At 50.0% G+C, this 24,580-nt stretch carries 19 protein-coding genes; 7 read left to right on the top strand and 12 right to left on the bottom strand.

What is annotated here, in order from left to right:
- Positions 1–107 precede the first annotated feature (107 nt).
- The gene (locus ACJJI5_RS10785) at positions 108–1,547 is read left to right on the top strand and encodes a di-heme oxidoredictase family protein (RefSeq protein WP_444917463.1); all 1,440 of its coding nucleotides are present in this window, start codon (positions 108–110) and stop codon (positions 1,545–1,547) included.
- 69 nt (positions 1,548–1,616) lie between these two features.
- Here ACJJI5_RS10785 and rraA read toward each other — a convergent pair whose 3' ends face one another.
- From rraA to ppsA, 3 genes are all read right to left on the bottom strand, one after another.
- Positions 1,617–2,096 carry a ribonuclease E activity regulator RraA gene (gene rraA, locus ACJJI5_RS10780; RefSeq protein ID WP_413662263.1) on the bottom strand — a complete coding sequence of 160 codons (480 nt, stop codon included), beginning with the start codon at positions 2,094–2,096 and terminating at the stop codon, positions 1,617–1,619.
- A gap of 135 nt (positions 2,097–2,231) precedes the next feature.
- Entirely contained in the window at positions 2,232–2,801 is a 570-nt protein-coding gene (locus ACJJI5_RS10775; protein WP_444928099.1) for a L,D-transpeptidase family protein, read from the bottom strand.
- 430 nt (positions 2,802–3,231) lie between these two features.
- A complete protein-coding gene (gene ppsA, locus ACJJI5_RS10770) occupies positions 3,232–5,595 on the bottom strand; it encodes a phosphoenolpyruvate synthase (RefSeq protein ID WP_445356243.1) in 2,364 nt (787 codons plus the stop codon).
- A gap of 189 nt (positions 5,596–5,784) precedes the next feature.
- Between ppsA and ppsR the strand changes: the two genes are divergently transcribed.
- From ppsR to ACJJI5_RS10755, 3 genes are all read left to right on the top strand, one after another.
- Positions 5,785–6,612: a phosphoenolpyruvate synthetase regulatory kinase/phosphorylase PpsR gene (gene ppsR, locus ACJJI5_RS10765; protein ID WP_445356242.1), complete on the top strand. Its 828-nt coding sequence runs from the start codon at positions 5,785–5,787 to the stop codon at positions 6,610–6,612.
- 73 nt (positions 6,613–6,685) lie between these two features.
- Positions 6,686–8,017 carry an aminodeoxychorismate synthase component I gene (gene pabB, locus ACJJI5_RS10760; RefSeq protein WP_445356241.1) on the top strand — a complete coding sequence of 444 codons (1,332 nt, stop codon included), beginning with the start codon at positions 6,686–6,688 and terminating at the stop codon, positions 8,015–8,017.
- 175 nt (positions 8,018–8,192) lie between these two features.
- Positions 8,193–8,486, top strand: coding sequence for a hypothetical protein (locus ACJJI5_RS10755; protein ID WP_444893650.1), 294 nt, complete (start codon positions 8,193–8,195; stop codon positions 8,484–8,486).
- A gap of 46 nt (positions 8,487–8,532) precedes the next feature.
- Here ACJJI5_RS10755 and cysB read toward each other — a convergent pair whose 3' ends face one another.
- Both cysB and ACJJI5_RS10745 read right to left on the bottom strand, forming a co-directional pair.
- A complete protein-coding gene (gene cysB / locus ACJJI5_RS10750) occupies positions 8,533–9,504 on the bottom strand; it encodes an HTH-type transcriptional regulator CysB (protein ID WP_282932493.1) in 972 nt (323 codons plus the stop codon).
- A gap of 313 nt (positions 9,505–9,817) precedes the next feature.
- Positions 9,818–10,720 carry a 5'-nucleotidase gene (locus ACJJI5_RS10745; protein ID WP_413662270.1) on the bottom strand — a complete coding sequence of 301 codons (903 nt, stop codon included), beginning with the start codon at positions 10,718–10,720 and terminating at the stop codon, positions 9,818–9,820.
- Between the two features lie 867 nt (positions 10,721–11,587).
- Here ACJJI5_RS10745 and ACJJI5_RS10740 point away from each other — a divergent pair.
- Complete coding sequence (locus tag ACJJI5_RS10740) at positions 11,588–13,393, top strand: M4 family metallopeptidase (RefSeq protein ID WP_445356240.1); 1,806 nt, start codon at positions 11,588–11,590, stop codon at positions 13,391–13,393.
- A gap of 60 nt (positions 13,394–13,453) precedes the next feature.
- On the opposite strand, the gene ACJJI5_RS10735 is transcribed toward ACJJI5_RS10740, so the two are convergent.
- The gene (locus tag ACJJI5_RS10735; protein ID WP_445356312.1) at positions 13,454–14,743 is read right to left on the bottom strand and encodes an NAD(P)/FAD-dependent oxidoreductase; all 1,290 of its coding nucleotides are present in this window, start codon (positions 14,741–14,743) and stop codon (positions 13,454–13,456) included.
- 168 nt (positions 14,744–14,911) lie between these two features.
- Between ACJJI5_RS10735 and ACJJI5_RS10730 the strand changes: the two genes are divergently transcribed.
- Together ACJJI5_RS10730 and ACJJI5_RS10725 are read left to right on the top strand one after the other, a co-directional pair.
- Positions 14,912–16,246 carry a glutamine synthetase family protein gene (locus tag ACJJI5_RS10730; protein WP_445356239.1) on the top strand — a complete coding sequence of 445 codons (1,335 nt, stop codon included), beginning with the start codon at positions 14,912–14,914 and terminating at the stop codon, positions 16,244–16,246.
- Positions 16,247–16,667: 421 nt separating this feature from the next.
- Positions 16,668–18,830 (top strand): M4 family metallopeptidase, encoded by a 2,163-nt coding sequence (locus ACJJI5_RS10725; RefSeq protein WP_445356238.1) that lies wholly within the window; start codon positions 16,668–16,670, stop codon positions 18,828–18,830.
- 126 nt (positions 18,831–18,956) lie between these two features.
- Here ACJJI5_RS10725 and ACJJI5_RS10720 read toward each other — a convergent pair whose 3' ends face one another.
- The 6 genes from ACJJI5_RS10720 to ACJJI5_RS10695 all read right to left on the bottom strand — a co-directional run bounded on the left by ACJJI5_RS10720 (position 18,957) and on the right by ACJJI5_RS10695 (position 24,501).
- A complete protein-coding gene (locus ACJJI5_RS10720) occupies positions 18,957–20,615 on the bottom strand; it encodes an alanine/glycine:cation symporter family protein (protein ID WP_445356237.1) in 1,659 nt (552 codons plus the stop codon).
- Positions 20,616–20,724: 109 nt separating this feature from the next.
- A complete protein-coding gene (locus tag ACJJI5_RS10715) occupies positions 20,725–21,750 on the bottom strand; it encodes a D-cysteine desulfhydrase family protein (protein WP_445356236.1) in 1,026 nt (341 codons plus the stop codon).
- A 362-nt stretch (positions 21,751–22,112) separates the two neighbouring features.
- Positions 22,113–22,445 carry a preprotein translocase subunit YajC gene (gene yajC, locus ACJJI5_RS10710; protein WP_282932486.1) on the bottom strand — a complete coding sequence of 111 codons (333 nt, stop codon included), beginning with the start codon at positions 22,443–22,445 and terminating at the stop codon, positions 22,113–22,115.
- Positions 22,446–22,556: 111 nt separating this feature from the next.
- Positions 22,557–23,003, bottom strand: coding sequence for a helix-turn-helix domain-containing protein (locus ACJJI5_RS10705; protein ID WP_020415217.1), 447 nt, complete (start codon positions 23,001–23,003; stop codon positions 22,557–22,559).
- A 416-nt stretch (positions 23,004–23,419) separates the two neighbouring features.
- Entirely contained in the window at positions 23,420–23,896 is a 477-nt protein-coding gene (bcp, locus tag ACJJI5_RS10700; protein WP_282932483.1) for a thioredoxin-dependent thiol peroxidase, read from the bottom strand.
- A gap of 83 nt (positions 23,897–23,979) precedes the next feature.
- Positions 23,980–24,501 carry a DUF2244 domain-containing protein gene (locus tag ACJJI5_RS10695; protein ID WP_282932482.1) on the bottom strand — a complete coding sequence of 174 codons (522 nt, stop codon included), beginning with the start codon at positions 24,499–24,501 and terminating at the stop codon, positions 23,980–23,982.
- Positions 24,502–24,580 lie beyond the last annotated feature (79 nt).

The raw sequence follows: 24,580 nt of genomic DNA, 5'->3' as shown, positions 1-24,580 counted from the left end.
CGTAGTGTGAGACCCCCTCACCCCCTTTCAATTAAATAACCATTTTTTCCAGGGACTTGGCCTTATAACTTTTTGAAAGGGAAAGAAAAATAAACAAGGATTTTGACATGAAGCGATTAACGGCAATATCTCTCACCAGCATCAGCCTGATGCTCCCTTCATTAATTTACGCCGATCTTATCGGCGAAGCACCGCGCTTAGACCCAGCAGATAGGATTAGCCAGGATGAAATTTCCCAAGGACAACTTCACCTCGACGAAATACGTGAAGCGGGGCTGATTATTTTCAGCACGCCTTTCAATCGTTACGACGGCTTTGGTGATGGCCCCCACGATTTTTCTGAACCGGACAACCACTCCCCCACCGGAGGTAACAGGCCCACCCTGCAAGGTAATGGCACATTTTTACGGGTCAATGGCCTCGATGCGCAAAATTGCCTGGAGTGCCACACCGTTATCAGCAATCGAACAACGCCACCCAGATTGGGCATTGGCGGAGGTGGAGGATTCGGAACCAGCGTATTATTCCGTCCCGCCAATATCGATGTTATCGATGAAAACTTTGACGGTATCGCAGAGTTTGATGGGCGGCTGATTAATCCGGTATTTTTATTTGGCGCTGGGGGGATTGAATTGGTTGGTCGTGAGATGACCCATGAATTACAAAATCTTAAACAACACGCCCTCAACAACCCCGGCACCATCGTTGAACTGGAAACAAAATCAGTCAGTTTTGGGAGCATCATTGCCGACGAGTACGGCAATTTGGATACAACCAATGTCGAAGGCGTCGAGCACGATTTGGTTGTCAGGCCATTTGGTCGAAAAGGTGACAACGCCTCAGTCAGGGAGTTCGATGTCTCCGCCCTGGCATTTCATATGGGGATGCAGGCCTCGGAAGCCTTTGGCGGAGCAACAGCAGATGCTGATAATGACGGAGTCGTCAATGAAATCACCGTTGGGGACTTATCCGCACTGAGTATCTTTATTACCACCCTGGAACCACCATTCGATGTCGATGACAGAGAACACCGTGACGGCCGGAGGCTTTTCTCCGATATTGGCTGCGCCGACTGCCACCGCCCAACGATGGTCACCCAGAGAAGGACCCTCCCTTATAAACTTACCGGCTCTCCAGAAACTCCCTTTGAAGACATTTTTTACGAAGTGGACCTCACCAAGCAACCGACAAATTTTCGCCAAACCCGCAATGGCGGAATAGAGGTCGCAATGTTCTCTGATCTCAAGCGCCACGATATGGGCGAGGGGCTGGCTGAGAACGCCTTCTTCCAAACGGACCAGCAAAACCGTGAGTTTATTACCGCACGCCTTTGGGGAGTGGCCGATACCGCGCCCTATTTACACGACGGCAGAGCCACTACGTTGGCAGAAGCCATTTTTCTCCACGACAACCCCGGAAGCGAGGCCAGTAACGCAGCACAGAATTTCAAGTATTTAAGTGAAAATGATCAGAATAAGATCTTGGCATTTTTGATGTCCCTGAGAATGCCGGAGAACCCCGCTGATGATCTAATTGATCCCCGCTGAGTTGATTCTCAACAACTGGCAGCGCTTTTGGGCTGCCAGTTTCCAGACCTAATGGACTTACTGGCGTTTTTAGGTCAGTGCCTTACCCGCCACAATTACACCGTTGTTATCCGCGTAGAGGTACTCCCCCGGGCGGAAATCCACACCGGCAAAGCTAACCGCCAGGCCTCTTTCACCAATTCCCTTTTTTTCTGTTTTCATTGGATGGCTACCAAGTGCCTGCACCCCCAGATCCAGTTCCGCGATTTCATCTACATCGCGAATGCAGCCATACATCAGGATACCTTCCCAACCGTTGGCAACCGCCTTTTCTGCCAGCATATCGCCAAGACAAGCCCGCCGCATAGATCCACCGGCATCCACTACCAAAACCTTGCCCTGCCCCGGTTCAGCCACCAGTTCTCGCACCAGGGAGTTATCTTCAAAACATTTGATAGTGACAATCTGCCCACCAAAACGATCTCGGCCACCGTAATTGATAAACATAGGATCAACTACTCGCACCTCATCAGGGTAGGCATCACATAAATCGGGGGTTGACTTGAGCATCAATATTCTCGCAGCAATCTATGGAAGAGAAGGATAATAGCGGGAAAAAAGTAGAAGAGCTAAGAGGCAAATAAATACCGGGTATCACCACGATGGATAATACCCGGCCAAGCCTTCGCTGCCACGAAATTGAAACTAGTGTGTTACACGAACCGGCGTGCCTACACGCACATGCTGATAGAACTTTCTCGCCATATGTGGGGGCATACGCACACAGCCATGAGAAGCGGGGTAGCCGGGCACGTGGCCAGAGGCATGCAGACCGATACCGCCATTAAAACGAATGTAGTTATTCATTTTTGCTCCACGATACACAGTACCCGCAGGGCGACGATGCTTTCGAGTATTTACATTCGATCTCACGACTCTGCCAGTGCGTCTATCAACAAAACTGCCATAAATAGACGAGCGGTGATAAGGGTGTTTGGACAACACACGAAAATGTCCGGGGCGTGTGCTGTAACCGCGCTTCCCCGAAGAAATACGGGAGACACCAACTAATTTCCCACCTTTATACAGATATGCGCGCTGCTCACTTAAATCAATTCTAATTGATGGACTACCACCCCTGGCTGCGGCGCGATCATCAAACCAATTAGATGCGCGTGGCTTTGCATCTGCCGGTGGCGCTGCCATTAAAGCCATAAGGCACATCATCAAAAAGACATGAAGTATGGGGATTTGAAACTGTCTACTCGTTTGCATAGCTCACCTCACCGAGTCTGGGTACCCTGCCCTGAATCCAACAGATAAACAGTCTGTCGGTAATTTTCAGGTGCGCGCCAGTGGGGCCAGGGCCCACGGCGAACATTTTTACGGAGCACATTGCGCAATCTGTTTTTCGATTTACACGCAACCTTAGGACTCTTCCGATTCTATTGAGGCGAGCGGAAAGATTTAGAATGAATTCTTCTGTGTGGATCAGCTGATAGAGGTTTGTATTTTTTGGGTAATGTGTCGTTTAAATTTTTCAAACACAATTAGCAGAACAAAATCAGGTGTTTCCGGATTTAACTGCAACAACGGACTCATTTTCCACCAAGGCAAACACCGCTTCAGCAGAAAAATTACAGTTAAATATAGCGGGGGAATAATTGGGAAAGCGGCCCACAGTTGGGCCGCTTTAGGAGGAAAATTAACCTTCCTCGTTGGCCAGGAATAGCCAGGTATCTACTGCGGTATCCGGGTTCAGGGACACACTGTCGATCCCCTCATCCATCAACCAGCGGGCGAAGTCTTTATGGTCAGAAGGACCCTGACCACAAATACCTACATATTTACCCGCTTTCTTACAGGCTTGGATCGCCCTGGAAAGCAGTGCCTTGACCGCTGGGTTGCGCTCATCAAACAAATCGGCAACCAGGCCGGAGTCGCGGTCCAGACCAAGCGTTAGCTGGGTCAGGTCATTGGAACCGATGGAGAAACCATCAAAGTGCTGCAGGAAGTCTTCCGCCAGCAAAGCGTTGGACGGCAGTTCGCACATCATAATGACCTTGAGGCCACCTTCTCCACGGCGCAGGCCGTTTTCAGCCAGCAGACCGACTACTTCCTCAGCTTCTTCCGGGGTGCGGACGAAGGGCACCATGATTTCCACATTGGTCAGTCCCATTTCATCGCGGACTTTCTTCAGTGCACGGCACTCCAGGGCAAAGCACTGGCGGAAATCTTCAGAGCGGTAGCGAGCTGCACCACGGAAGCCAAGCATTGGATTTTCTTCGCTTGGCTCGTACAACTGGCCACCCACAAGGTGCGCATACTCATTAGATTTAAAGTCGGACAAGCGTACGATGACGCGATTCGGTGCGAAGGCCGCAGCCAAGGTAGCGATACCTTCCACCAGTTTTTCGACAATAAAGTCTTCTGGAGAATCGTATCCACCAATACGCTCGCGAATATTCTGCTGCAGATCTTCCGGCAGGTTATCCAGTTCAAGCAGTGCTTTCGGGTGAATACCGATCATGCGGTTGAGGATAAACTCGAGGCGCGCAAGGCCAACGCCCTGGTTAGGCAGATGGCTGAAAGCGAATGCGCGATCCGGGTTGCCCACGTTCAACATAATTTTGAACGGCAGCTCCGGCATTTCCGCAACTTCAGTTTCCTCGCGCTGGAATTCCAGTTCACCAGCCATTACAAAACCGGTATCGCCTTCCGCACAGGAAACAGTCACCGGAGTGCCGGTTTCCAGCAGCTCGGTTGCATTACCACAACCTACAACTGCGGGGATGCCCAGTTCACGAGCGATAATTGCCGCGTGACAAGTACGGCCGCCGCGATTGGTAACAATAGCACTCGCTTTCTTCAGGACCGGTTCCCAATCCGGGTCGGTCATGTCGGTAACCAGGACTTCACCATCCTGCATCAGCGCCATATCTTCTACGGATTCAAGCTTGCGAACGGGGCCTGCGCCAATGCGCTGGCCGATTGCGCGGCCTTCACACAGTACGTCACTGCGCTCCTGCAAGCTGTAGCGCTCAATGCTGGTTCCCTGATCGCGGGAGCGTACAGTTTCCGGACGCGCCTGTACGATAAACAACTTACCGCTGTCGCCGTCTTTGGCCCACTCGATATCCATCGGGCGACCGTAGTGCTCTTCAATCTTGCGGGCCTGGATTGCCAGGTCTGCCAGCTCCGCATCGTTGAGGGCAAAGCGCTGGCGGTCTTCGTCTGCCACCGGGATAGTTTTCACGGAACGACCACATTCACCGCTCTCGTCGTAAACCATCTTGATCGCTTTACTGCCGCGATTGCGGCGCAGAATCGCAGGACGGCCCGCATCCAGGGCTGGCTTGTAGAGGTAAAATTCGTCCGGGTTAACCGCACCTTGAACAACGGTTTCGCCCAAACCAAAGGCGGCGGTGATAAAGATCACATCGCGGAAGCCACTCTCTGTGTCCAGGGTAAACATCACACCCGCTGCGCCAGTCTCACTGCGCACCATGTGCTGGATACCGGCAGACAGGGCAACGCCCACATCCGCATAACCGGTGTGCACGCGGTAGGCGATAGCACGGTCGTTGTAGAGGGAAGCAAAAACTTCTTTTACTGCCTTCAATACAGCGTCGATACCGCGGATATTCAGGAAGGTCTCCTGCTGACCGGCGAAGGACGCATCCGGCAAGTCTTCGGCGGTTGCAGAGGAGCGAACTGCAACAGCAGTTTCCGCACCACCCAGGGCCTCATAGCCCTCGCGAATCTCTTTTTCCAGCTGCTCGGGGAACGGAGTCTGTAAAATCCAGTTGCGGATTTCATCTCCCGCCTGGGCCAGCTCGGTGACATTACCAACATCCAATCCTTGCAAACGCTCGGCTATACGCTGCTCCAGCTGTTCGTGAGCCAGGAAAGCCCTAAAGGCTTCTGCGGTGGTAGCGAAGCCACCGGGTACGCTCACGCCGGCACCGGCGAGAGAGGAGATCATCTCGCCCAGTGATGCGTTCTTGCCGCCGACTTTGTCGACATCGGCCATGCCCAGTTTTGCGAAGTCGATCGTGAAGTTCGTCAAGTGAAGGCCCTCTAAAATTCAGGTTGAGTGGCGGCAGATTATAAGGATGAGTTTTGTAAAAAATAGCCCGTAAAAATTGGCCAAAATGTTGTAAATTTTCTACAAAAATTGCAAAACGCCAGAATAAAAGACCTTTGCCCCATTCCTCCCCTACAATAGCCCCCTCACGCCGACAAACTGAGAACAAACATGGCAAAAGACAAGCGCACGGCTTTTTTTATCTCCGACGGAACCGGTCTCACCGTCGAAGCGATTGGCCACAGCCTACTCGCACAATTCCGCGATCAACAAGTTGAGCAGGTCACGCTTCCCTATATCGACTCCACCGAAAAAGTTAAACAGGCCCTGCAACGCATAGAAAAAGCAGCCGATGAATCCGGTTTACAGCCGATCATTATTACCAGCATTGTTTCTGACGAGATCCGGGAACAGCTGCACCAAAGCTCTGCGCTGATGCTCGATATCTTCGAGAACTATCTCACGCCACTGGCCAATCTGTTTAACCGGGATCCAGCGCAGATGGTCAACGTCTCTCACGGCATTGACGACAACCGCCGCTACACCGACCGGATTGAAGCAGTGCATTTCGCCATGGACAATGACGATGGCCGCAGAGTCAGCGAATTCCAGCAAGCCGATGTAATCCTGCTGGGCGTTTCCCGCTCCGGCAAAACGCCTACCTGCTTGTACCTGGCACTCCAGTTTGGCCTGCGCGCGGCAAACTACCCCATCACCGAAGAGGATATGGACTCCACCACCCTGCCCAAGATCCTGCGCCCGTTTCGCAACAAGCTGTTTGGCCTGACAATCGAGCCCGAGCGCCTGATGCAAATTAGACAGGAAAGGCGCGCCAACAGCCGCTACGCTTCTAAGGAACAATGTGAATTCGAGGTGCGCCAAGTTGAGCAAATGCTGAGGCGGGCCCAGGTGCCTTTCCTCAATGCAACCCAACTTTCGGTGGAGGAACTCGCCACCCGCCTGATGTCTCAGGCCGGTATTGAGCGCAGGATTGACTAAAGAGCCACACACCCTTTAATTGCCGCCGCAAAATGTGTAGTGTGCGCCGTCTTCCGGACTGCTGTAGCTTGATATGCAAATTGTCTCTCTGCCCTACTCATTAAACACGCCCGCCGCATTTGCGGCGATAGCGGATTTACCTATCCCCGTTTGGCTCGACAGCGGTCGACCTCTCGCGGAGGGTGGGCGCTATGACATCATTAGTGCCGACCCGATAAATACCCTCAAGTTAAGTGCCGACACACCCGAGCCATTTGCCCGACTGGATGACCTTGTGTGCGAACTCTGCCCTCAGGACAGGGACTCACAACTGCCTTTTTGCGGCGGGGTTATTGGTTACGCTGGTTATGAACTCGGTGTAGAGGGCAATTATCTACCGGCAGATATGCGCCCTACGGACTTGCCCGCAGGCTTTTTTGGGCTCTACACATGGGCCTTTATTGCCGACCACCAACTGGGCAGCAATCACCTGGTTTTCCACCCCGCCTGCCCCCCCCAGCAAGTTCGCGAATTGATACAGCGATTTAAAGCTATCAACTGGGAGACCACGCTTACACCCGGGGACTTCCGGCTGCTTTCACCATTTGAGCACGAACTGAGTGCAGATGATTATCGGGCACAAATTGAGCAGATACTGGAATATATCGCCGCTGGCGATATCTATCAGGCAAACTTTACCCAGCGTTTCAGGGCCCCTTATAGCGGCGATCTGCTAACAGCCTACCTGGCGTTGCGCTCTCAAGCTGCCGGTCCCTTTTCTGCTTATATGGCCCTGCCCCATGGCAGTCTGCTCAGTATGTCGCCGGAGCGATTTATCCGAGCTGATGGCGCCAGTTTGCGTACAGAACCGATTAAAGGCACTGCAGCAAGACACGCTGACAAGATGGCAGATCAGCGCGCCGCCTTCTCGCTGCAGAGAAGCCCCAAGGACCGGGCGGAAAACCTGATGATCGTCGATTTACTGCGCAATGATTTGAGCAAGCTGTGTCGCAGTGGCACCGTACGTGTTCCCGAGCTATTCCAATTGGCGAGTTTTGCCAATGTCCACCACTTGGTCAGCGTAGTAACTGGTGAGCTACCCGAAGAGTCAGTTTATAGCGAATTACTCGAAGCTTGTTTCCCCGGCGGGTCTATCACAGGTGCTCCAAAGCGACGCTCAATGGAAGTGATCCGGGAGCTGGAATCCAGCCCCCGGGGGATTTATTGCGGCAGTATTGGCTACATCAGCAGCTGTGGCCGCGCTGACACCAATATCGCCATCCGGACCTTCAGTGCCAACGATGGACATCTAACCTGCGCGGCAGGTGGTGGGATCGTTGCAGATTCCGATCCCACTTCAGAGCATCAGGAGTGCTTGGCCAAGGTGCGCTTACTACTGGAAACTACTGAACAATTTTTGCAGTAGGCATCAAATCGCCGAAAAACGACTAAAAATTAGCCTATTTTGGCGCCTTTTGTAGCATCACTACAAATTTCAGTTATAAAGGTATCGGCGATTGATATTTCAAAGTTATTAGGGGTTCTGATAGATTCAGTCCATCTTGCCTTTAATGGCATTGCACTGGATCAAGGAAATTATCGTGAAGATCACACTGGTCAAGAAAATTCTCGCCGACGGCTCGCCCTGCGCCAAGTGTCGCGACGTTGAAGAAAAGCTGGAAGAAAATGGCCAAATGCAATTTATCGACCAGACACTTATCGCCGACCTGCGTGACCCGCAAAGCCCGGGCTTACAGCTGGCTCAGCAGTACAAGGTAGAGCGAGCGCCCTTCTTTGTCGTAGAGCGCGAAGGTAAGGAAGCAGAGATTTTCACTGTTTACTTCAAGTTCGCCAAAGAAGTGCTGCGCCCCCTGATCGAGATGGAGGCTTCATAGCCTCCATCCCTTACCTTTATTTCGGCACCTTTATTCAGCAGCACCTCTAGTAAACCGGCAACTCCATATCGGCGAACAGCGCATCGACCTCAGAACGGGATGTCGCCTGTGCCGCTTGGTCAATCAGCTCACGGCTGAGATGGGGGGCAAATTGCTGGATAAACTCATACATAAAGCCCCGCAGGAAAATCCCCTTACGGAAGCCAATTTTCGTAACACTCGATTCAAATAGATCACTGGCATCGAGAGCCACAAGGTCCTCATCTTCGCCATCAACGGCCATATCAGCCACAATGCCAATTCCCAATCCCAGACGCACGTAAGTTTTGATTACATCAGCATCGGCGGCGGTAAAGACTACCTTAGGTGACAACCCTTTCTCTAAGAAAGCTTCATCTAACTTGGAGCGGCCGGTAAACCCAAATACATAAGTAACTATCGGGTACTTCGCCACGTCCTCAAGGGATAGCTTGCTCACTTGGCAAAGCGGGTGATCTTTCGGTACCAGAATGCAGCGGTTCCAGCGGTAGACAGGCATCATCACCAAATCGCTGAAAAGCTCTAGAGCTTCGGTAGCGATAGCAAAATCTGCAGTGCCATCTGCCGCCATCTCAGAAATTTGCATAGGGGTTCCCTGGTGCATATGCAGGGAAACCTCCGGATAACGGCCTATAAACAGCTTAATAATCGGGGGCAAGGCATAGCGCGCCTGAGTGTGAGTGGTAGCTACAGCGAGACTACCTTTTTTATCATTGCTGAACTCTTGCGCAACCTGTTTGATATTCTCCACTTTGCGCATAATTTCGCCGGCAGTCTTTAAGATTGCCTCCCCTGCCGGGGTCACCCTTGTGAGATGCTTGCCGCTGCGCGCGAAGATTTCTACGCCAAGCTCATCCTCCAAAAGTCGGATTTGCTTACTGATTCCCGGCTGGGAGGTATAGAGGCTCTGCGCTGTAGCAGAAACATTGAGGTCGTGATGTGCCACTTCCCAGATATATCTCAACTGCTGCAGCTTCATAGATCCTCCCTTTCATTAAGTTCGCTCATGGCCGAGAGCGAGTAATACCATTTTTTGATCGATAGTTATAAAAACTATCTTGAGTTATACGAGAAAAGAATAGCAGTGAATCAAAGCCAGGGCCAATGGACGGTTGAATATCCGTGGTAGAGACGAAAGTGTCAATCAACTTTGGGGGATCCCGGACTTTCTGTCGGCTTTATTTACTAATGACTAGAGCTAAGCCTCTCGGATGAGGGCCGGGAAAAGTTCGAACATTATCGGCATAGAGAGCACTGAGTGATAACGTACACCTTTATCACTTTTGAACTTTTTATACCTCTGCATTTGCGATTCCATGAGGAACATGGCCCGTAGCCACATGCTCACCTGCAGAAACACAGTGACTAGGCTGATCATCAAAGAAGACATCGGCGCCAAAAGCCCGCAGGAACTCACCTTTAGGAAGCCCGCCGAGAAAAACTGACTCATCCACTCTAATATCCCAGGCGCGCAATGTCCTGATGACCCGCTCATGGGCCGGAGCGGAACGTGCCGTTACCAAAGCCGTTCGTATCGGGCAGGTATCCATCTCAAATTCAGCCTGCAATCTCTGCAAAGCTTCAAGGAACCCCTTAAAGGGCCCTCCCCCCAGTGGCTTCTGTGCTGAGGCACGCTCTGCCTCAGTAAAAGCAGCCAGGCCTTCCGTTTTGTAGACTCGCTCAGCCTCATCAGAGAAGATTACCGCATCGCCGTCAAAGGCAAATCGCAACACATCATCACGATATTCGCGATTTCCTCCGGCAACCAAGGTTGCCGCAGCAACCCCCTGCTCCAACGCTTGGCGGACATCTACACCATCAGCAGACAAAAACAGGTTGCATCCAAATGGGCCAATATAACGGTAAGGGCTTCCACCATTGCAAAAGGCCGCACGAGTAATATTGAGTCCATAGTGCTCTATCGAGTTAAATACCCTTAATCCGGTATCGGCACTATTCCTTGATAGCAGGATCACCTCCACCCGTGGCTCACCGCCAAGAAGCTCATTGATCTTTAGAAACTTCTCAACCAGAGGGAATGCGTCCCCTTTTTCCAGAACATCGTTCTCACGCTCAACTTGATAGTGAGAAAAGGCGTGCAATCCCTGCTCCTCAAAAACCTTGTGGCTATCGCTAAGGTTAAACAAAGCGCGAGAGGAGATAGCGATTACTAACTTATCTGGACGCACAGCCATTAGAGAGCCTCTACATCGTTAATCCACCGACACCGCAGCTTCACTGAGGGCAGTGAGAGTCTACGACAAATCTCAAACTTATATTCCACAATTTGAGCGATATGTACAGATAAGAATGCCTGCCCTTCCCGATGTTACTTCCATAGCGCCGCACAAGTGTCCAGGGAGTCAAAGCTGCTTAGACTGCAGGATTAAGACGATGGAGCAAAACATTTCAAAATTCGAAATTGAAACCGCTCCAAACTACCGCGTGCATTTTTCTACAGTAAAGTTTTGGTAGAGTTAATATCCACCCCCATCAAGCTCAGAAAGGATTAATACTTTAATCCTTTAGTTTGACACCCCCTTAAAGAACCCAGATTAATACACCCCTTCAAACTTAACAAACATATAGCACCCCACTCATGCAAATTGAATTAAATTGAAGAATTTCGCACCGGAAATAAACAAAAATAACAAAACCACAGAAAGCTTTACCGTTTAAATACAACTCAAAAAAAGTTTGCCATTCAGAAAAAAGCTATAAACTAACCAATTAAAACCCCTCAAATAACCAAAGTTGCAAATATCTGAATTCGTGACATACACATCAAAAAAACAATTTGATCTTTCAAGTTTACATCCACTACAAAAAAATTATTGTCAGGAATAACAACAAGGGATATCGTTATTTCGCCTGACAACGGCAAACAACCCCCAAGAAAATTTTGCACATAAACTCCATACAGCTCTCAGCTCATAGCGCGAGATATTCTTGGGGTGTGATTCAATTGGCCGCTTAACCAGACAGCATTAACCACTGAGCGTTTATTTTATGCTCCCGGTTAACTATGGCCATTAAATTATAATCATAAAGAGAATTACTTAATGAAATATTTGTTAGGAGCCGCTAGCACACTCGCACTCGCTATTAGCGCCCAAGCGGCGGAGCGTATTAATGTCACACCAGAGTTACTTTCCAATCAGTCCCTAGCCTCAATCGCTGGCTCAGATATGAAGCTGGAAAAGGTTCGCGAGCGTACGCTTGCCAATGGGAGAACGGTTGCCCGATATCGACAAACTCACAAAGGCATACCCGTTTGGGGGAGAACCATAACTAGTTCCAGGCAAGGCTTAACTGAAAAAGTGAGAGGCCACGTACTCTCAGGCCTAGAGCTGGAGGTACCTACCGCCCGCGCAACGATTGATGCCGATAATGCTATTGATCGAGCCATGAACCATCAGCTGAATCTGCGCACTCAGGATGGTGACAGTAAAAAAGCTCTCTCAATGTCGTCCATGCGCTTCAACGCACAAAACCAGAAAAAAGAGCTCTATGTCTATGTCGATGAAAACGACCAGGCGCGATTAGCTTATTTGGTTAACTGGGTCGAATACGGAGATGAGCCGAGCAGACCGTTCTATTTTGTAGACGCACTTACTGGTGAAGTTATCAAACAATGGGACGGCCTTGCCTTCCAGGATGCCACAGGCCCCGGTGGCAATGAAAAAACCGGGCGTTATGAATATGGAACAGACTTCCCTGCCCTCGAAGTTGACAATAACTGCTCCATGAACACTGCTAACGTAGAAACCGTGGATTTAAATCACGGTACAAGCGGAGGTAGCGTTTTCTCCTTCACCTGTCCGGAAAATGATTACAAAGAAATCAATGGTGCTTATTCTCCATTGAATGATGCCCACTTCTTTGGCAATGTCGTTTTCAATATGTACAGTGACTGGTATGGAACATCGCCGCTCACACAAAAATTGAGAATGCGAGTTCACTACAGCAACAACTACGAGAACGCCTTCTGGGATGGCAGCCAAATGACATTTGGTGATGGCTTCACAACCTTCCACCCACTTGTCAGCTTGGACGTATCCTCTCATGAGGTGAGCCATGGCTTTACTGAGCAAAACTCCAACCTGACCTACGCCAACCAATCCGGCGGCATAAACGAAGCCTTCTCTGACATGGCCGGTGAAGCTGCCGAGTTCTACATGAAGGGCACTAACGACTGGATGGTGGGGGCCGATATATACAAGGCTGATGGCGCTCTTCGCTATATGGATGACCCCACCAAAGATGGCAGATCCATTGGCCATGCTTCCGACTACTATAGCGGCATGGACGTGCACTACAGCTCCGGCGTATTCAACCGGGCTTTCTACCTGATCGCCAACTCAAGCGGCTGGAACACCCAAACTGCTTTCGATATCTTTGTGCTTGCTAACCAAACTTATTGGAATCAAAGCACTGATTACATTGAAGGTGCTTGCGGAGCCCTGTCAGCTACTGAAGATCTCGGATACGATACTGCAACAGTAATCGTAGCGTTCGACACCGTAGGGGTATCTACCAGTAACTGTGGCGATGATGGCGGTTCAAACTCAGAAGGCTGGGAAGAAACCAACTTATCAGGCCGCCGCAACAGCTGGCAGCACTTCACCCTGGATGTACCATCAGGCTCATCATCTTTGACTGTCGAAATGCTCGGTGGCAATGGCGATGCCGATTTGTACGTTCGTTATGGTGCCACCCCAACCACCGACAACTGGGATTGTCGCCCTTACGTAAACGGCAATAATGAATTCTGTAGCTTTAGCAATCCAGCTGCAGGTACCTGGCACATCAGTGTACAGGGCTATATTTCGTACAGAGGCGTAACTCTTTCCGCCCAGAGCCAATAATATTTAAGGCCGGTGCCGACACATTAGTGTGTCGGCATTCTCTATCACATCATTCAAAGACTAGCTCCCAAACCTATCTAACAAACTGTGGTAAAGCATCCCCAACACCAACCCCGGCCACCTCAATAAAGTGCCACCTGGAAACTCTACTTTAGGAAGAGAAGAAAACTCGTTATAACCCTCACTCTCCCCATAAATTGCATCAGCCAGAAGCTTGCCGGCAAAAGTTGCCGTAGGCACTCCATGTCCAGAATACCCCTGACTGTAATATAGGCCCGACTGCAACTGTCCTATACAGGGCATCCGATTCATAGTAATGGCCAGCGTACCCCCCCAGCCGAAATCAACAGCAGTATTTCCCAGCTGCGGGTAAACCCTCAACATATACTTGCGGACGAAACTGCGAATATCTTTAGGGAAATGCCTGGTGTAATTTTCCCCTCCCCCAAAAATTAAGCGGTTATCGCCAGATAATTTCCAATAATTTATAACAAATAGAGTATCTTGCAGTGCGAAGTCATTGGCTATGATTTCCCTAGCGAGCCCCTCCGGTAAGGGCTCTGTTGCCAGCACAAAATTATTTATTGGCATTATGCGCCCCGCTAAGCGGGGCTCAAGATCTTTCAAGTAACCATTGCAAGCTAAAATCAACTTTTCGGCCTTCACCTTTCCTCGTGCAGTTTTCACCGTAAAGGGAGAAGAGCTCGAATACCCTTGCACACCACTACACTCAAAAAACCTGGCACCGGCAGAAACTGCTGCGCGGGCAAGACCTAATGCAAAATTGAGAGGATGAAGATGTAGCGAACCAAAATCCAGCTGTGCGCCGAGATATCGTTTGCTACTTACAAGCTGTCGAACTTCTTCTTTATCTATATACTTAACTTGCCTGTAATCATATTTCTCTCTGAGCTCTTCAGTTTCATCCTGCAGATATTTATCGTGACTGGATTTCGCTGCAAGATGCATGATCCCGCGTTTTAAATCACATTGAATCTGGTGCCTGACTATAAGACTTTCCACCAGTTGAACAGCGTTGATACTCAAATCCCAGAGCTGCTTAGCGGTGTCGAACCCGAACATGGCTTCCAGATCACCCTGACTTCGCCTTTGTCCAACACCGACATGTCCTCCATTCCTTCCTGATGCGCCCCAACCAATCCTATTAGCCTCCAGAAGCACCACACGGTAGCCGCGCTCTGCCAAGTGCAAAGCACTGGAGAGTCCCGTATAACCACCACCAATGATGCAGACATCTGCCTCCACGTTACCTTCCAGGCATGGATACTCCTGAAGGTCGTTAGCTGTAGCGGCATAATAGGATTCCGTGTGCTCATCCAACCTATTCATCACCTTCATATTTCTACCAGATACCCTCAATGCCATTTAAATAAACGGCCCTGTTCCAATCGGCAGTATATAGTTCCTTTACACAGGAGGAATTATTTTCAGCGCAACGCTTTCCGGCACTGATCATAGAATTTCACTCAGGAAGAAAAAGTAAGCAATGGCTATCCAATGGATAAAATTACAAACTGGCTGGCAAATCACAATATTGCAGAAGTTGAATGCCTTGTTCCCGACATGTCAGGTAACGCCAGAGGAAAGTTCACCCCCACCGATAAGTTCTTAACTCAAGACAGCCGTTTACCGGAAAGCATTTTGGTGCAAACTGTCACGGGGGATTATGTCGACGAACACAATGAGCTTGTTGATCCAGCAGACACCGACATGCTCCTAATCCCTGACCCCAACTCAGTGCGCCTAAACCCTTGGGCCAATGATCCGACAGCACAAATCATTCATGACTGCCATTCTCGAGATGGGGACCCTCACCCTATCAGCACCCGTAATATTTTAAAATTTGTCCTCGAAAAATATGCAGACAGAGGATGGAAGCCTATTGTCGCCCCTGAGGTAGAGTTTTATCTTGTAAAAAGAAACCTGGATCCGGATGAAAAGCTATCCGCGCCTGTGGGAAGATCGGGACGCACAGAAAAAACCCGACAATCCTACAGCATTGATGCAGCCAATGAATACGAGCCCATCATTGAAGACATGTATGATTTTTGTGAAGCTCAGGGGCTTGATGTCGACACACTGATCCACGAATCAGGCACTGCCCAGATGGAAATTAACTTTCTCCATGGAGATCCACTTCATTTAGCTGACCAGGTCTTTACCTTTAAACGCACAGTGCGCGAAACGGCTCTGCGCCACGGCATTTATGCAACCTTCATGGCAAAACCGATGGAAGACGAACCTGGAAGCGCTCTGCACTTACACCAGAGTGTGGCGGATAGAAAAACCGGTGAAAATATTTTTGTCGATAATACAGGAAAAGAGAGCAATAATTTCTTGCATTTTATTGGCGGCATGCAGAAATACACTCCCGGTTTTATTAGTTTTTTTGCTCCAAATGTAAACTCCTATCGCCGCTTCACACCTGAAATGGCCGCACCCACCAGTCTCCACTGGGGTTATGACAATCGAACAACAGGCCTTCGGGTTCCCGACAGCTCGCCACAAAGTAAACGTCTTGAAAATCGTTTTCCCGGAGCAGACTGCAATCCCTACCTTGCCATAGCAGCTTCTCTTGCCTGCGGGTATTTAGGAATGATCAATAAAGTCGCACCGAGCGCACCTTATCAGGGCGACTGCTCCAAAGAGTCAATTACACTTCCCCGCACCCAGGAACATGCCCTGACACTCCTATCAGATTGTGATGAAGCAACAGAAATGTTTGGCAGTAAATTCGTAAAAGCCTGGAGCGCAATCAAGAGAAATGAATATGAAGAGTTTAATCGTGTGATCAGTTCGTGGGAGAGGGAATTTCTATTATTAAATGTATAAATAACCGTTCCACTAAAAGCTAACAGAAATAATAAACTGTTATCGCCAAATTTATTTTTTCGGAAAAAACAACTCATCTTTTCCACCTCACAGGCAGAACATCACTTCCTAATTTGTGACGATCCGAGCAAAAATATCGAAAACAATTCAAATATATTAGTTTGCCATCACCTTTTTGTTGCCTAGATGCGTATGCAGGGTAATCTCAAGTTGCCCAATTAATTAGGGCAACCGGTTTGAGAAAGCGAACGCCACTGCCGCTACCGCGGTCCCTTCCTGGCGACGGTTATCTTCTGCTGTCTTACCACATAAAAATCCAGCCTGTATTGGCCAACCAGATTTAATACGGTCCCCACAAGGGAAATACGGCTGTATACCGGCGGATTCATATATAAAAAAGCTATAAAAGGGAAAGCTAGCAATGAAGCATTTTGTAGGACTAAGCTGCACTTTAGCCTTGGCTATTAGTGCACATGCTGTTGAGCGCGTCCCCGCCACGGCGGACATGCTCTCACCACAAACTTTAGCTGCCACCGGCGGATCGGATATGGCGCTCGAAAAAGTTCGTGAGCGCACTCTCGTCAACGGCAAAACCGTAGCCCGCTACCAACAGACTCACAAGGGCATTCCTGTCTACGGCCAAACAGTAACCAGCTCCGGGCAGGGTCTGATTACTGAGGTTCGCGGCAATGTCATCACTGGGCTGGAACTGGAAGTACCCAATATCAAAGCATTTATCAATGAAGATAATGCTATTGAGCGGGCAATGGACCACCAGATCAACTGGCGCACGCAGCAGGGCGTTATCCAGGGAGCTTTGTCAGTTCAGGCTTTGAAGCTGGAAGCACATAACCCCAAAAAGAAACTCTACGTCTACATCGATGAGCAAGACAATGCCCGCTTGGCTTACCTGGTCAACTGGGTTGAGTACGGCGATGAACCCACACGCCCCTTCTACTTTATCGATGCAATGACTGGCGAAGTTCTCAAGCATTGGGACGGCTTGAACTTTGCACAAAATGCGACAGGCCCAGGGGGCAATTCAAAGACCGGGCGCTACGAGTACGGTACTGACTACCCCCACATGATTGTTGACGACAGCTGTGCCATGGATACGGACAATGTAGAAACCGTTGATATGAACCACAGCACGAATGGCGGTAGCATCCACTCGTTCACTTGCCCGGACAATGACTATAAGTCAATCAACGGCGCTTACTCACCACTCAATGACGCACACTTCTTTGGCGGTGTGGTCTTTGATCTCTATAGCGACTGGTACAACACATCCCCTCTCACACAAAAACTGAGAATGCGGGTGCACTACAGCAACAACTACGAGAATGCCTTCTGGGATGGCAGCCAGATGACATTTGGTGATGGCCAGAGCTACTTCTATCCACTGGTTAGCCTCGATGTTTCCGCTCACGAAGTCAGCCACGGCTTTACCGAGCAAAATTCGGACTTGAATTACTACAATCAGTCCGGCGGTATCAATGAAGCCTTCTCTGATATTGCCGGTGAAGCTGCCGAGTACTATATGCGCGGCAGCAATGACTGGTTGGTAGGGGCCGAAATCTTTAAGTCCAGCGGAGCACTCCGCTACTTTGAAGATCCAACTGACGATGGCAGCTCCATCGGTCATGCCGATGATTACTACAACGGCATGGACGTGCACTACAGCTCCGGCGTCTTTAACCGGGCCTTCTACCTACTGGCGAATACCAGCGGCTGGAATACCCGCACAGCATTCGACCCCTTTGTTCTTGCCAACCAGATGTATTGGAGTGCCAATACTGATTTTGAAGATGGTGCCTGTGGTGTTTTCTCTGCAGCATCAGATTTAGGCTACGACACTGATGACGTTGTTGCCGCATTCTCCACGGTAGGCGTTTCCACCAGCAGCTGCGGTGGCGGCGGTGGTGGTGGCGGTGGTGGTAATGAAGGCGGAGAACTCGAAAACGGGGTTACCGAGACCGATATCGAGGGCGGCAGCGGTGATGAAGTTAACTTCACCCTGGATGTACCCGCAGATGCCACAGACCTGTCTTTTGTAATGTCCGGCGGAAGTGGCGATGCCGACCTCTATGTTCGCTTCGGCAATGCTCCAACCACCAGCACTTATGATTGCCGTCCGTACACTTCAGGCAACAATGAAACTTGTGATATCGCTGACGCTGACCTACAGGGCGGAACCTATTACGTCATGGTGCGCGGCTACTCCTCCTTCTCCGATGTCACCCTGGTAGGCAGTTACACCGGTGGTGGTGGTGGCGGTGGTGGTAGCGACAGCTGGGAAGAAACCAACCTTTCTGGTTCCCGCAACAGCTGGCAGCACTTTACCATTGAGGTTGACGCTGGAGCTTCTACCCTGAGCGCCGTAATGGAAGGTGGCAGCGGAGATGCAGACCTCTATGTTCGCCACAGCCAAGAGCCTACCCGTACAGCGTACGACTGCCGTCCCTACCAGTGGGGCAATGACGAAAGCTGCACCATCAGTAATCCGGATACTGGAACCTGGTATATCAGTATCCGCGCTTACTCTGCCTACTCTGGCGTCAACCTGAGTGCAAGCACTGAGTAATTGAGCTGATTTCCACCCAGCAGGTCTCTGCTGGGTGGGCAAGCTCTAGACCGATCAAAGGATCGGTGGTGCACAAACAAAAAAGGCGGCCATATTGGCCGCCTTTTTTAATCAAACCCAGACAAATTATTTATGGCTTGGGTCTTTCCAGTAGTCCTTCACCGTATCTTTCATCTCCTTGGCCAACACAGTAATACCAAACAGGTTGGGCAAGGTCATTATCACAATGGCCACTGCAGAGAGGTTCCAAATAACTGTGGTGTCCTCAATCGCAGCCCAGAAGAATGCAATAACGTAAACTATTCGGTAAGGCATTACTGCCTTGGGGCCGAAAAGGTAAATCATTGAGCGGTCGCCGTAGTATGACCAGGCAATTGCTGTAGAGAAAGCAAACAACAGAATGCCCAGAGTAACAATCAGACCACCGTATTCACCAAAGTAACCGCGCTGGAAGGCAAGATTGGTCAGAGCCACAGAGTGCACCAGGGATTTACCCCAAATATCCACATCTTCATTGGCAAACTTACCATCTTTTACATCCAGAACACCGCTGAAGCTGTCATCCCCCACACGGAAATCCAGGTCTTCAGCAATAGATCGGGCGTGGATGAGGGTAAAGTCCTGGCTGTTCAGCGGGTGGCCGTCAGTCACAACAATGGAGCCGTTATAGGCCTTAACATCACTCTCCTGACCGCTCAAATACTTGAACAGCTGCTCAACATCCTGGGTATTCTTCTCATCGTAGCTACCCGCTACAACGTAAGTATCTGCACCTTCAAACAGGTTCTCGTGTTTCTCAGTCCAGACACCAGAAGAAAGAATCACAAGTCCGGTTAAGGTACAGATGATAATGGTGTCGATAAAGGGTTCCAGCAGGGAAACCATACCTTCAGAAACCGGCTCGTCTGCGCGAGCGGCGGCGTGAGCAATAGGTGCAGAGCCCTGACCCGCTTCGTTCGAGAAGAGGCCGCGGTTAACACCACGGTTAAAGGCATAGGCAAAGCTCGCACCCAGGAATCCACCTACGGCCGCACTGCCGGTGAAGGCATCGCGGAAAACAGCCCCAAAGGACGGCAGAATATTTTCGTAGTTGTAGATGATAACGCCCAAGGCACCTATTACGTAGATAACTGCCATGGTGGGAACAATGGTGGAGGTCACTTTAGCGATTCGGGTAATACCGCCAATAATCACCATGCCCAGCAAAATCGCCAGGATGCCACCCGTCAGAGCCTTCTCAACACCGAAAGAATCGTGCATTGCCTGGGCAATGTTATTAACCTGGGGCAAGCTGCCGGTACCGAATGAACAGATAACGGTCGCGATTGCAAAGAGCACCGCAAGCCATTTCATATTCAAACGACGCTCCATGTAAAACATGGGGCCACCCGCGTAGTAACCATCCGCTGCTTTAATACGATATTTGTGTGACAGGGTCACTTCCACAAACTTTGTGGTCATACCCAGGAATGCGGTCATCCACATCCAAAACAGCGCAGCGGGACCACCGAGGAAAATAGCCAAGCCAACGCCACCGATATTACCGGTACCTACGGTACCCGACAGTGCTGTGGCCAATGCCTGGAAGTGGGAGGTATCACCCGGGTCTCCGGGCTTGTCGTACTTACCGCGTACAATCTTGATCGCATGCCCAAAATAACGAAGCTGCGGAAAACCAAGATAAATGGTGAAAAAGAAACCGACTCCAAGTAACACCCAGGGGAACCAAGGTGCTGAGCCGAGCATGCCGTCTATTGACAACAGCAGATTGTTAAAGGAATCCAAACTAACCCCCCACTACTCTGACTTATTTCTGTTTGTTTTATATACAGATACAACTGTAATTTGTTGCGCAGGTTAGCAGCTTACGCGGCACGAGAACAGTAATGTCGTATTATTCGGCCACTGGGAAGAAGTGAGTTCGGTGGGGGAAGAGGCCAAATTGCCCTCCGGTATGAATAAAAACCAGGTTGTCTGAGCCCCGGTAATTTCCTTTTTTTAACTCCTGTAGCAGACCATGAAATGCTTTGCCGGTGTAGACTGGATCGAGAAGAATACCCTCCAAGCAAGCCAACTCTTTAATAGTCTGGTAAACCTCTGGCTCCGCCACCCCGTAAGCGGGACCTTTATAGTCGGCATTAACCAAAATCTTGAGGGACTCCAAATCAAGCGATACGCCAGACTGTGCCATCCACTGCGAAATATCCTCACGCACTTTCACTTGGAAATAATTAGCACTGTCGCAAACGGCGAAACCCGTAACTTTCACACCGGCTTCCAGCAAATGGCACCCCAAGGTCAAACCCGCTTGGGTCCCACCGCTGCCAGTAGCGCATAAAATATGATCAGGCGAGAAGCCCCTATCTGCACAGTCTGCCAATAATTCCTGAGAGGCCGAGATATAACCCCAGATGCCTAAACCGTCGCTGGCACCAGTGGGGATACAGAAAGACTTCCGCCCTCTGGACAGATACTCAGCAGCCCAGCTGTCAAAGAGGCCCTGTAAATTCCGGGAGTATTCCTCCGGTGAGTAAACCGCAATTTCAGCACCTGCCAACTCATCCAGTAAAAGGTTGCCATCGGGATTTGCAGTGCGCTTGCCACGTAAAATCAACTGAACCTTAAACCCCAATCGAGCCCCCACCAAAGCAGTGGTACGGCAATGATTGGATTGCACTCCGCCACAAGTGATCAAAACCTGAGCCCCTTGGGCCCTGGCCTCAGCGGCAACAAACTCTAGCTTGCGCAGTTTATTTCCCGACATGCCGGACTCGGTAAGATCATCTCTCTTTATCCAAATCCTGGGCCCTCCATAAGGAAGGGAGTAAAGATCACTGATTCGGTCTAACGACTGCAGAGGTGTGGGCAGGTTCGCCAGGCGCAACCGCTTAGGCAACTCTATTGGCAGGCTCTTAAGCACGGTGAATTAAACCTGTTATGTCTAATTATTAGTTTATCGATGTGACTCAGTAAGGGGACACCTCTAGCAAAAAGTTTCCGCAGAGATAGAACCAAGCTTGCTGAGTAAGCGGATAGAGGACTAGCTTTGAAAAATGAACATAAGCATGCCTTTCAGTGCTATTTATTGCTTTTTGCCTAACCTGTTTTTTTATTGAAAAATTAATCAGACAAATTAGTCCAGCCTTTGATTAATTCCGCAATTTTTCTGTGGGCTTTCAAGGCACAATAAATACTGCCCGCGCAAAAATAGTAACCAAAAAAAAGCCCGGCAACTGCCAGGCTTTTTTAGTGACGACATTCAAAGATAAACCCTGAAAAGGATTAGATCTTTTTAATCGTACCTTTCGGTAAAACTGCGTGCACAGCTACTTTTTGGAACTTCAAAGACATGCTGTCTGCAACTTCCAATACGATGTAGTCCTCATCGACCTTGTCGACGCGGCCCAGCATCCCGCTGCTCATTACAACTTCGTCACCCTTTTTCAGAGCGCCAACCAGCTCTTGATGCTCTTTCTGGCGCTTGCGCTGTGGGCGAATAATAAAAAACCACATGAATGCAAACAAACCCGCAAACATCAGCAGGGTTATCATCGGATTACCCTGTGCTGCCGGCGCCGCTTCCTGTGCCATGGCGGAGGGGATAAAAAAGCTCATGCAAAACCTCAAAGAGTCAGCCTATTAAATTGCCGCCAACTCTAACGGGTTTGCCCCGCCGAGGCAACGGATTGGGCCGATCCCGTAGAGACCGGCCAAACCAATCCACACTCAGAACCTCTGGCGGACCTGCCGGCGGTAGCCAGTAGGAGACATCCCGGTCCAGCGTTTGAACGCGCTGGTAAAACTGGTTCGATCAGAGAAATCGAGAATTCGTGAGATTCCATCAACGCTCAGCGCAGTATCTTTGAGGAAATGCACCGCGTGACGAAAACGAACATGGTCACGTAAAGATGCAAAACTGAGGTTGTGTTCCTGCAACCGGCGTTGCAGAGTCCGGGTGGACATACTTAGGTCGGACGCTACCGGGCGAATAGCGAGAGAGGCCTTACCGATACGCTGCTCCAGCACATCTATTACCCGTGCGGCAATACCAAAACTGGTTGCTTCGGGGGGGGCCAGCAGCTGGTCGAGAATATTCGGGTCTCCGGATATTCTGGCCTGCTGAAGTGATTTGTCTTCAGAGAGCGAAGTCTGGTCGGGCTGAGTATGGTTCATCGAGCTGCTCCTATTGAGTTCCGTGAGCCGCAGTTATTTTTCTATGTCCGCATCCAGCGAATCCCGGTTGCCCCTGCCCACACCAACACAACATCAACTTCGGCGGACGACTACGTGATGCGGGATGCACCAAAAAACAGACATCGAATCCTTCACAGAGATGTACAATTTTTAAACTAACCGCTCCGGCAATTCCCGCAGAGAGACTCTCTCTAGCCGGCGCACCTTTCCTTTACAACTGCCAGTATAGACCAAGAATTAAGAAAGCAAGGGGCGACAGTGCTTTTTTTCATCTTATTGTGTACCAAGGGCCAAAAATACTTACTTTCGGTACCCACGTGTCGCCTTTGAGTCCGAAAGGTAGGGGCTACAGCAGACCAAGCACCAGTCCAGCCCCGCCCCTCAGAGTCTGGCAATTAATCCAGGTTCTCGCCAATCCAATTCAAAACATCAGTGTCATGGGTCTTGGTTTTAACTTTGTCGATAATATGGCGAAGGCGCCCACTCTTATCAATAATAAAAGTTGTTCGCAGAAGCCCCATGTACTCCTTGCCCATAAATTTCTTCAAGCCCCAGCAACCATATTTATCAGCAATCTTGTGTTCTTCATCAGACAGCAAATCAAAATTCAGCTCGTGCTTGTCGATAAAGCGCTGCAACTTTGCTTCTGGATCCGGGCTCACCCCCAACACAACAGTATTGGCTTTTTTAAATTCAGCCGCACTATCGCGAATCCCACATGCCTGAGTGGTACAACCGGGGGTAAGTGCTTTCGGGTAAAAGTAGAGGACGACATTACTTTTGTCACGAAAATCCTTAAGTGACACTTTCTCGCCACTTTGGTTGGTCAGCGTAAAAGCCGGAGCCAAATTACCGATCTTCGGAAAAGCCATCTGATATCCCCTGTGGAACAGTTAAGAGTAAAGCGGGGATTATAGCGAAAAGAAACAAACGAGACGCCAGTTCTATAGAGAAATCAGAACTGCTGCAGGCGAAATTCTTTCTCTTTCCTGGCACAAATGCCAAAACGACCTAACTTCTGCACCAGCTCCGCCTTTTCAGCTTCGGTGAGGAACTCCCCGACTTCAAGGCATCCCTCAGGACCACTAAAGTTAACCGAAGCCATTTCGGTAGCACTGCTCCCCATCCTTACGAGTACTGCCAACTTATCGCGGGCGAACTCCCGGTGATACACCGTTTGCTGCCTGAACCCCTTACAGCAATCCAGAATTACCAACTCCTCATTGATGCGTATTACTTCTCTGCGGGTCCCTTCGAGGTACACGTAGGTAAACAGGATGCCCAGCAGGATCATTTCAAGCCCGGCAAAGGGAAGAATCATCCAGGCTCCCGCCATCGCAAAAGCGAGACTGATTCCAAGGGATACCCCAACCAGGGAGAAAAACACCCACAGATTGCCGGAGAGGGACAGGGACTGGTTAGGCTGCAGCAGGATACAGGCGCAACGGGCGGTGTTGCGGCCAACTTCAGTGACCATAGCAGGGACATCCGGCAGATATATAAAATCAGTGTAGTGCCGATGGCGGCAGCTCACACGAAGATACTGACCGGGAAAG

It is taken from the genome of Microbulbifer maximicatervae (SeqCode) (assembly GCF_052467955.1).
This window is presented reverse-complemented; position numbering and strand designations above follow the sequence as displayed.